We start from the raw sequence: 8,531 nt of genomic DNA, 5'->3' as shown, positions 1-8,531 counted from the left end.
CCGAGGAGGTCGCGGGATGATGAGACGGGGAACGATCGCGCTCGCCCTGGGGGTCGTCGCGAGCGCCGCGGCGCTCGCGACGGGCGCGATCGGGGTCGCCGCGGCGGTGGGCTCCGATCCGACCCCCACGGTGATCGACGAGTCGCCGCTCATCGCTCCCGCCTCGACGCCCGAGCCGACGCCGTCGTCCGAGCCGACGCCGACCCCCGAGACCTCCCCGACGCCGTCCCCCGAGCCTCCGACCCCGTCGGAACCCGCCGCGCCGCCGGCGGAGGAGCAGTCCGGCGGCACGGCGCCGCAGCCCGTGGAGCCGCCGCCGCCCGTCGACGTCGACGACGACGATGACGATGACGATGTCGATGTCGATGATGACGACGACGATGACGACGACGAGTGGGATGACGACTGACTGGCTCCCGCGCGGTGCGTCCAGCAGACCCATAGTGAAGGGGCGGCGGGGTCCGAGGCGCGGCGCCTATCGTCGGAGAGTGCGGGCTCCTCGGGAGAGGAACCCGCGGGAGAGATGAGGAGCGCCCCGGCGGGACACCCCCGCCCGCCGGGGCGCTCGTCCGTCGAACCGTCCCTCACCGTCAGGAGGCCGATATGGGATTTCTCGACCGCATGAAGCAGGCCGCGCGCGACCTCGTCGGCGACGGCGACGATCCGCGTCGGGCCTCCGATCGGACCGGACACGGGCAGCAGGCGATGCGGAGCTACGCGCAGACGCCGCCTCCCCAGACCACGGCCTTCGGGACCATCGACGCGGACGGGCGTCCGACCTCGCGTTCGTACACGACGGCGACCACGCCTCCTGCGCCGGGCGCGGACACGGGCGGGCGCGGCGAGGACGAGATCGCGATCGAGCGTTACCGCTATCTGCTGCGCACGGCGCCGCCGGAGACGATCGAGCAGGTGCACGCCGAGGCGTTCTCCCGGCTGACCGACGCGCAGCGCCAGCAGGTGCTCTCCGACCTGTCCTCGACCCTCCCGCCGCAGGAGCGCCCGGCCTCCGCAGATCCGGGCGACATGGCCCGTGCGGCCACGCGCGCGGAGTACCTGAGCCCCGGAACGATGGAGCGCACGTTCGGTCCGGGTCGCCGTGGTCCGGGCCTCGGCTCGATGATCGGCGGGTCGCTTCTCGGCACGATCGCCGGCTACGTGGTCGGCTCGGCTCTCGTGAGCGCCTTCATGGCTCCCGCCTTCGCGGGAGACGGCGGGGCGGGAGACGGCGGGTCGGAGGCATCCGGGACACCGGCGGACGACGCCGGAACGGAGGCCGCGGGCGATCTCGGCCTCGGCGACGTCGGAGGGGACTTCGGCGGCTTCGACTTCTGAGCGGGGCTCCTATGCGCCCCGCGCCGAGGCCACCTCGACGCTCAGGGCGAGGGGGACGGGCGATGACGGAGTGAGAAGGTCCACGCGGAAGGCGCCGCAGCGCGCGCAGCGCTGATAGACCACCGTGCCGGACGACGTCCTGTGACGCGACTGCGCCTCCCAGCCATGGTCCGGGCAGCCCTCGCGCTGCGTTCGCGGGGGCGTCCGGCGATCATCGAGTGTCTCCATGGATCCACCGTGCTGTAATGGCCTTATGCATCTCAACCCTTACGGCGAGTACGCGGTCCTGCTCGCCGCCTCCCTCGCGGACGACTGGCCGGACGACAGGGAGGGGATCGTCGATCGGACGAGGGAGTTCGGGATGACGATGGAGTTCCCGACGGGGACGGACGACCACGCGCGCACGCGGGACGTGATCGACCGCTGGCTCGCCGTCGTGGACGCGCGGGAGGAGCGCGTGCGCGCGCAGCTCCTGAACGCGCTGATGGCGAAGGCGACGGCGTACCCGCGGCTGACCGATCACGACGGCGAGGGCTGGCACCTGCACTACCGGGACGACGGGCGATCGCTGCCGGACGTGCTGCTCGCGGTGATGAGCGTCGGGACCGCCCTCCACCTCACCACGCGCGGAATGCACCGGCTCGCCCGCTGCGAGGCGGGGCTGTCGTCCGGCGACCCGTGCCGTCGCGTCGTCGTCGACACGACGCGCAACGGGAGGCAGCGCTACTGCTCCGTCCGTTGTGCGAACCGGGCGGCCGTGAGGCGCCACCGCGCCCGCCGCTCCGGTCAGTCCGTGAGCGCCCGGGCGTAGGCGGCGACCGACCGCCGATACCGCGGCAGCGTCGGGACGAGGGCCTCGATCGCGGTGCGGAGCGCCTCGGCGTCGCGCCCGGCGCTGTGCAGCGCGAGCGCGAGGAACACCTCTCGGGCGGCACCGGTCGACGGGTGCGGGGGCGCGGAGGACAGCAGGGCGATCGCGTCGTCGACGCGGCCGACGTTGCGTAGCGTCGACGCGTGCTGGACGACCAGCTGCGCTGCGCGCTCGGGGTCGACGTCGGCGATCCCGCCGGCGACGGCGGCCTCGTACCGGACGAGCGCCTCGGCCTCGCGACCCGTGCTGTCGTACGCGCCGCCGAGCTCGAACGCGCCCAGCGACGGATGGGGAGCGTCCGCCGCCACGGCGGCCATCCGCTCGACGAGGGTCGCGTCGTCGTCGGCGTTCCAGACGGCCGCGACGCGCTGCTCCCACTCCGCTCTCGAAGTCACCTCGTCAGCATAGGGTCCGCGGGCTACAGCCGTGCGATCTCCTGCCGCGGCCGCAGCGCGATGTCGGTGATGTGCGCATCGGCGGGCAGATCGACGACGTACCGCACCGACTCCGCGACGGACGAGGGGCGGATGTAGCGCTCGGCCGCGTAGCTCTCGGCGGGGACGCCGGCCCGCAGCATCGCGGTGTCCGTCTGCCCCGGGGCGATCGTCACGACGCGCACCCGGTGCTTCTCCTCGTCGATGCGCAGCACGTCCGCGACGGCTCGCAGCGCGTGCTTCGACGCCGTGTACACGGCGCTTCCGGGAGCCGGGCGGGTGCTCGCGCCCGAGCCGATGAAGACGACCGTGGCCTCCGCCTCGCGCAGCCGCGGCAGCAGCGCCCGGGTGAGGAGCGACGGGCCGACGACGTTCGTCGTGAGGGCCAGCAGCCAGTCCGCCTCCGTCGCGTCCTCGACCGAGACGGCGCCGCCGACGGCGGCCGCGTGCACGAGGACGTCGACGCGGTCGAGCTCCTCCGCGAAAGCCGTGAGCGCGTCCCGATCGGTCACGTCGACGCGGCGCGCCTCCGCTCCCGTCTCGACGGCGAGCTCGGAGAGGACGTCGTCGCGACGTCCCAACGCGTACACCCTGTGGGTCCGCACGAGATCGCGCACGATCTCGGATCCCATGCCTCCTGTGGCGCCGGTGACGATCGCGACGGGTCGGTCCTCGGTCATGCGGGCCTCCTTCTTCCGGCGACGGGCGAGGTCGCGGCGGTGATGAGGGAACGGGCGACGCGATCGGTCTCGCGCAGCATGGTCGGGTCGGTGCGCGGCATCGGGCTGATGACCGCGTCGTGCATGGCCTGCTCGATCGGGATGCCCGACACGTGGAAGGCCGCGTCCACGGAGCCATCCGCCCGGATGAGGCGCCCCGTGGCGGGGTCGACGTCGAATGCGCCGGTCCCCACCCCGCCGCCTGCGCGCGCGGGGGCATCGAACGGCCGCAGACGGGCGGCCGCGGCGAGGGAGCGCACGAGCGGATCGGCGCTCTCCGCCACGTCGTGCACGTGCATCCATGCGTCGATCAGCACGGAGGCGGTCGCCCCGGAGCCCGCGACCGCCGACGAGGACGCGTGGAACGCTCCCTCCGCGATCGTCACGTGAGCCGCGGGCCCGAGGAAGCGCACGATCCCGGCGTCCCTGAGCGCGAGCAGCTGGCGGTTGCGGAACGCGGGCGGCCCCGATCCCGCCATCGCCCCGACGGACATGAGCGTGCGGAAGCCCGATGCGCGCGACTCGGCGTCGAAGCCGCCGAACGCGCCGATGCGTCCGACGAGACCGCGCGCCGAGGCGATCGACCACAGCGCCGCCTTGACGGGGCTGTCGCTCCCCTGGGCGGATGCCGCGAGATCGCCGGCGACGAAGCGCGCGACCCACGCGTCGAAGGCGCCGGGGGACGGCCACGTCCGGCCCTCGCCGGGGAACATCGCCGATGCGAGGTCGAGCCGGTCGGCGGGGTCGGGGACGAAGGGCGAGACCGCGTCGGCGAGACGCTCGACGCGCTCGCGGGTCGCGGCGCCGACCGCTTCGAGGTCGGCGTGCGAGATCGCGCGGAGGGCGCCGTCGAGGTCGACGGAGCCCGGCCTCGCGTGCGCGAGCGTCTCGTGGTAGTCGGCGAACGCGTCCTTGAGGACGAGCGGCCAGACGAGATCGTCGAAGTCGATGGGGCGAGGCACGCCCGCCCAGTCGACGCTCCGCAGATGGCGCATCGGCGCGCGGGGCGGCAGCGATCCGTACAGCGTCTTCGCGCGGAACGGCACACCGCGACGCGAGGTCACGTGCAGGACCGGCTCGCGTCCCGAGGCCTCGTAGCGCAGGCCGGACGAGGCGGCCGGCTCCGCGACGAACCGGCCTCCCCGCTCCCGGGTGAGGAGCGCCACGGCGTCGAAGAAGCCCATGCCGAGTCCGCGGACGATCGCGTGCGCGCCGTCGGGCACCGCGCCGAGCGGCTGGTCGACGGGGGAGCCGGGCCTCACCCACACGAGTGCCGGGTCCGCGTCGACGGCTGCGCGGATCTCGCGCTCCTCCGGCGTCGGGGACCGCTCGAGCCATCCGGTCGCCGCGACCACGGCGTCCGCCTCGAGCTCTTCCGTCCCGGCCGTCGTCCGCACCTCGAGAACCTGCATCCCGTCGCGCTCGGACACGGCCGTGACCCGACCGAGATGCTCGGTCGCGCGCGCGCCGGGCGGCAGCGTCGCCTCGGCGTATGCGAGGCACCAGCGCGCATACTCGCCGTAGAGCGAGCGCGACGGGTGCGACTCGGGCCGCTGCGCGCGCAGCTCGGAGCCGTACTCCCGCGCGAGTCCCTCGCGGACGGGGACCCGGTCGAACGCCGCGACGTGCGTCGCGGGGATGTGCGCGACGACGTCATCGGCGTCGCCGAACGCGCGCTGGCGGACGAGCTGGCACCACTCGTGGAGCGTCGGCCCCACGCGCACGGGGCCGGCGACGGTCGCCGCGTCGTCGGTGAAGAGGGTGACGGCGTCGGCGAGCGTGTTCATGCACAGCTCTCGCGTCTGGTCGGTGCGCCAGATGCGCCCGGCGCCGACCTCGGTGTCGTCGACGATGCGGATGTCGATCGCGGCGTCGGCGGGCAGGTTCGCGCCGAGGCGCTCGAGCAGCGAGACGCCGCGCGGACCGCCTCCGACGATCGCGATCACGGGGCGGCGAGGAGCGGACATCCCTCCCATTGTGCCCCTTCGGCGGCGGCCCGTCGCCCGCGAGCGGTCGCGCTGCCGCAGGGGCGCTCGCCTAGACTGACGCCATGCCACTCGTTGCGCTCACCGGCGGGATCGCGTCGGGCAAGTCGACGATCGCACGGAGGCTCGCCGAGCACGGCGCGGCCGTCGTCGACGCCGACGTCGTCGTCCGGGAGCTCCAGGCCCCCGGACGCCCCGTGCTCGCCGCGATCGCGGCGGAGTTCGGCCCGGCGGTGCTCCACGAGGACGGCGCGCTCGACCGCGCCGCGCTCGGCGCCGTCGTGTTCGGCGACGCCGAGAGGCTCGCGCGCCTCAACGGCATCGTGCACCCGGCGGTCAAGGCGGAGTCGCAGCGCCGGTTCCGTCTCGCGCTCGACGCCGACCCGCGTGCCGTCGTCGTCTACGACGTGCCGCTGCTCGCCGAGGCCCGCGGAACGGGGGAGTGGGATGTCGTGGTCGTCGCGCACGCTCCGGCGGATGTCCGCCGGGACAGGCTCGTGCGGGAACGGGGGATGTCCGAGGAGGCGGCCGCCGCGCGCATCGCGAGCCAGGCGTCCGACGACGAACGGCTGGCGCTCGCCGACGTCGTGATCGACACGTCGGGCACTCTCGACGAGACGCTCGCCCGGGCGGACGCGCTCTGGCAGACGCTCGCCGGGCGCGCCTGACGCGGACGGCACGAGGAGGAGACGGTGGTCGACCTCAATTCCGATCTCGGCGAGAACGAGCCCGGCCGGGTCGTGAGCGACGACGACGCCATGCTGCGCGTCGTCACGAGCGCGAACGTCTCGTGCGGCGTCCACGCCGGGACGGCCGACGGGATCCGCGCGACGCTCGCCGCGGCCGTAGCGCGCGGCGTCGCGATCGGCGCCCATCCGAGCTATCGCGATCGCGAGGGATTCGGACGGCGGATGCTCGACGTCGACTCCCCGACGCTGCAGGCGGATGTCGAGGAGCAGATCGGCCTCCTGCGGGACCTCGCGGCGGCGGCCGGCGCGCGGCTCGCGTACGTCAAGCCGCATGGCGCGCTCTACAACGCGATCGTGCACGACGAACGCCAGGCGCGCGACGTCGTGGCGGCGGTCCGGGCCGTCGACCCCTCGCTCGCGCTGCTCGCGCTGCCGGGCGGCGTCGTCCAGGGCGTCGCGGCGCACGCCGGTCTGAGGATCGTGACCGAGGCGTTCGCGGACCGGGCGTATCTCCCCTCGGGCGGGCTCGTGCCGCGAGCGGAGACGGGCGCGGTCCTCCACGACCCGGACGTCGTCTCGCGACGGATGGCGCGGCTCGCGCAGGAGGGCGTCGTGGACGCGATCGACGGCTCGGACGTCGCGGTGCGTGCCGACTCGATCTGCGTGCACGGCGACAGCCCGGGAGCCGTCGCGATGGCCGCCGCCGTCCGCCGGCGGCTCGAGGCGGAGGGGATCCCGCTCACCGCGTTCGCGTGATGCGCCGGCGCCGCGCGCGAACGGGCAGAATGGGAGGCCCGACGGAACGGAGGCCCGCGTGCGGCGTGTGCTCACGGCTTCCGATCGCGCCCTGCTCGTCGAGGAGAAGGACCTCGACGCGACGATGCGCCTTCATGCGGCGCTGGCGGCGGCGGGTCTCGCCGGCGTGACGGAGCTCGTGCCGGCCGCCCGGACGGTGCTCGTGCGCTTCGATCCGCTGCGCACGACCGCATCGGCGCTCCGTCGGGCGCTCGAGGCGATCCCGCTCGCGGAACGGGACCCTGCCGCGGCGTCCGACGTCGTGATCGGCGTCCGCTACGGCGGCGAGGACCTGGCCGACGTCGCGGCCGATCTCGGCGTCACGGCGGAGGAGCTCGTCGCGCGCCACGCCGCCGCCACCTGGCGTGTGGCGTTCACCGGCTTCGCCCCGGGGTTCGGCTACCTCGTCGGCGACGACCCGCTCTTCGACGTGCCCCGCCGGGCCTCCCCGCGCACGAGCGTCCCGCCCGGGTCCGTGGCGCTCGCGGGTCCGTACTCCGGCGTCTATCCGCGTGCGAGCCCGGGCGGGTGGCGGCTGATCGGCCGCACCGACGCGGTCCTCTGGGATCTCGAGCGCGACCCTCCGGCGCTTCTCGTGCCCGGCGCCGTCGTGCGGTTCGCGGACGTCGCACGCCCGGCGGGATCGCAGGGCGACCGGCTCCGACGCGGAGCGGGCCTGCCCGCGACGCCGTCCCGAGCGTCGCAGAGCGTCCGGCCGCCGGCTGCGCGGGAGCCGCTCGACATGCCCGGCGACCGCGGCACGCGGTACGCGGTCGAGGTCGTCAGCCCGGGCCTGCGGCTCCTCGTGCAGGATCTCGGTCGGCCCGGCGCCGCGCACCTCGGCGTGTCCGCGTCGGGCGCCGCCGACCGCGCCGCGCTGCGGGCGGCGAACCGCGCGGTCGGCAACGGCCCGGGGGCGCCGGCGTTCGAACTGCTCGGCGGGGGCGCGGTGCTGCGCTTCCGCGGCGGCGGCGTCGCGGCGATCCGCGGGGCGGCGGCGGATGCGACGGTGCGCCATCGCGACGGCGCCGAGACGCCCGTGGCGAACGGCGGTCCGATCGCCGTCGACGACGGGGACGAGCTGACGATCGGGTACGCGTCCCGGGGCGTGCGCGCGGTCGTCGCGATCCGCGGCGGCCTCGCGCTCACTCCCGCGCTCGGCAGCCTCGCCACGGACACGCTCGGCGACATCGGCTCGCGCGAGATCGGAGGCCGTGCGCTCCGGCCCGGCGACGTCGTGCCGCTGCACGGCCCGTCCTCCGTCTCGGGCGCCGTCGTCCCGTTCGAGCCGCCGGCCCTCCCGCTGCCCGCGCCGGGCGGCCTCGTGACGCTCCGCATCACGCTCGGGCCGCGCGACGACTGGTTCGCCGACGAGGCCGTCCGCCTCCTGCTCGTCCAGGAATGGGAGGTCACGCCGCGCTCCGACCGCGTCGGGATCCGCCTTCGGGGCGCGGCTCCGCTGGAACGCGCCGTCGGAGGCGAGCTGCCGAGCGAGGGGACGGTGACCGGCTCGCTGCAGGTGCCGCCCCGGGGCCAGCCGGTGCTCTTCCTGCCCGATCGGCCGGTGACGGGCGGGTATCCCGTCATCGGAGCCGTCGTGGACGCCGACCTCGATCTCGCCGGCCAGCTCGCTCCGGGGATGCGCGTCCGCTTCCGGACGGACGGGGACGCCGGCCCCGATGTCGGCGCCCCCTCCTAGGGTG

At 75.1% G+C, this 8,531-nt stretch carries 9 protein-coding genes; 6 read left to right on the top strand and 3 right to left on the bottom strand.

Annotation, left to right across the window (positions count from 1 at the left end; translation table 11 throughout):
- Positions 1-16 precede the first annotated feature (16 nt).
- The 3 genes from N8K70_RS10240 to N8K70_RS10230 all read left to right on the top strand — a co-directional run bounded on the left by N8K70_RS10240 (position 17) and on the right by N8K70_RS10230 (position 2,146).
- Complete coding sequence (locus tag N8K70_RS10240) at positions 17-409, top strand: hypothetical protein (protein ID WP_317138244.1); 393 nt, start codon at positions 17-19, stop codon at positions 407-409.
- Between the two features lie 194 nt (positions 410-603).
- A complete protein-coding gene (locus tag N8K70_RS10235; protein ID WP_317138243.1) occupies positions 604-1,335 on the top strand; it encodes a hypothetical protein in 732 nt (243 codons plus the stop codon).
- Between the two features lie 253 nt (positions 1,336-1,588).
- The gene (locus N8K70_RS10230) at positions 1,589-2,146 is read left to right on the top strand and encodes a CGNR zinc finger domain-containing protein (protein WP_317138242.1); all 558 of its coding nucleotides are present in this window, start codon (positions 1,589-1,591) and stop codon (positions 2,144-2,146) included.
- Here N8K70_RS10230 and N8K70_RS10225 read toward each other — a convergent pair.
- From N8K70_RS10225 to N8K70_RS10215, 3 genes are read right to left on the bottom strand one after another with little or no spacing between them, the layout of a single operon-like run.
- The gene (locus tag N8K70_RS10225; RefSeq protein ID WP_317138241.1) at positions 2,122-2,601 is read right to left on the bottom strand and encodes a tetratricopeptide repeat protein; all 480 of its coding nucleotides are present in this window, start codon (positions 2,599-2,601) and stop codon (positions 2,122-2,124) included. The two genes, N8K70_RS10230 and N8K70_RS10225, sit on opposite strands and share 25 nt — an antisense overlap.
- A gap of 23 nt (positions 2,602-2,624) precedes the next feature.
- A complete protein-coding gene (locus N8K70_RS10220; RefSeq protein WP_317138240.1) occupies positions 2,625-3,320 on the bottom strand; it encodes an SDR family oxidoreductase in 696 nt (231 codons plus the stop codon).
- On the bottom strand, positions 3,317-5,326 hold the full coding sequence (locus N8K70_RS10215) for an FAD/NAD(P)-binding protein (protein WP_317138239.1): 2,010 nt from the start codon (positions 5,324-5,326) through the stop codon (positions 3,317-3,319). The genes N8K70_RS10220 and N8K70_RS10215 overlap by 4 nt, the downstream gene beginning before the upstream one ends.
- 83 nt (positions 5,327-5,409) lie before the next feature.
- Between N8K70_RS10215 and coaE the strand changes: the two genes are divergently transcribed.
- Genes coaE through N8K70_RS10200 form a run of 3 tightly spaced genes read left to right on the top strand, consistent with a single transcriptional unit; the run spans position 5,410 to position 8,527 of the window.
- Positions 5,410-6,012 carry a dephospho-CoA kinase gene (gene coaE, locus N8K70_RS10210; protein ID WP_317138238.1) on the top strand — a complete coding sequence of 201 codons (603 nt, stop codon included), beginning with the start codon at positions 5,410-5,412 and terminating at the stop codon, positions 6,010-6,012.
- 24 nt (positions 6,013-6,036) lie between these two features.
- Positions 6,037-6,789 (top strand): LamB/YcsF family protein, encoded by a 753-nt coding sequence (locus N8K70_RS10205; protein ID WP_317138237.1) that lies wholly within the window; start codon positions 6,037-6,039, stop codon positions 6,787-6,789.
- A 58-nt stretch (positions 6,790-6,847) separates the two neighbouring features.
- A complete protein-coding gene (locus N8K70_RS10200; protein WP_317138236.1) occupies positions 6,848-8,527 on the top strand; it encodes a 5-oxoprolinase subunit B/C family protein in 1,680 nt (559 codons plus the stop codon).
- The last annotated feature ends 4 nt before the right edge of the window (positions 8,528-8,531 follow it).

It is taken from the genome of Microbacterium sp. AB, assembly GCF_032878875.1.
GTDB lineage: Bacteria > Actinomycetota > Actinomycetes > Actinomycetales > Microbacteriaceae > Microbacterium > Microbacterium betulae.
This window is presented reverse-complemented; position numbering and strand designations above follow the sequence as displayed.

Coding starts and splice junctions, on each gene's coding strand:
- N8K70_RS10215 (WP_317138239.1), bottom strand. CDS start 5,326: ATGTCCGCTCCTCGCCGCCCCGTGATCGCGATCGTCGGAGGCGGTCCG.
- N8K70_RS10230 (WP_317138242.1), top strand. CDS start 1,589: ATGCATCTCAACCCTTACGGCGAGTACGCGGTCCTGCTCGCCGCCTCC.
- N8K70_RS10240 (WP_317138244.1), top strand. CDS start 17: ATGATGAGACGGGGAACGATCGCGCTCGCCCTGGGGGTCGTCGCGAGC.
- N8K70_RS10220 (WP_317138240.1), bottom strand. CDS start 3,320: ATGACCGAGGACCGACCCGTCGCGATCGTCACCGGCGCCACAGGAGGC.
- coaE (WP_317138238.1), top strand. CDS start 5,410: ATGCCACTCGTTGCGCTCACCGGCGGGATCGCGTCGGGCAAGTCGACG.
- N8K70_RS10235 (WP_317138243.1), top strand. CDS start 604: ATGGGATTTCTCGACCGCATGAAGCAGGCCGCGCGCGACCTCGTCGGC.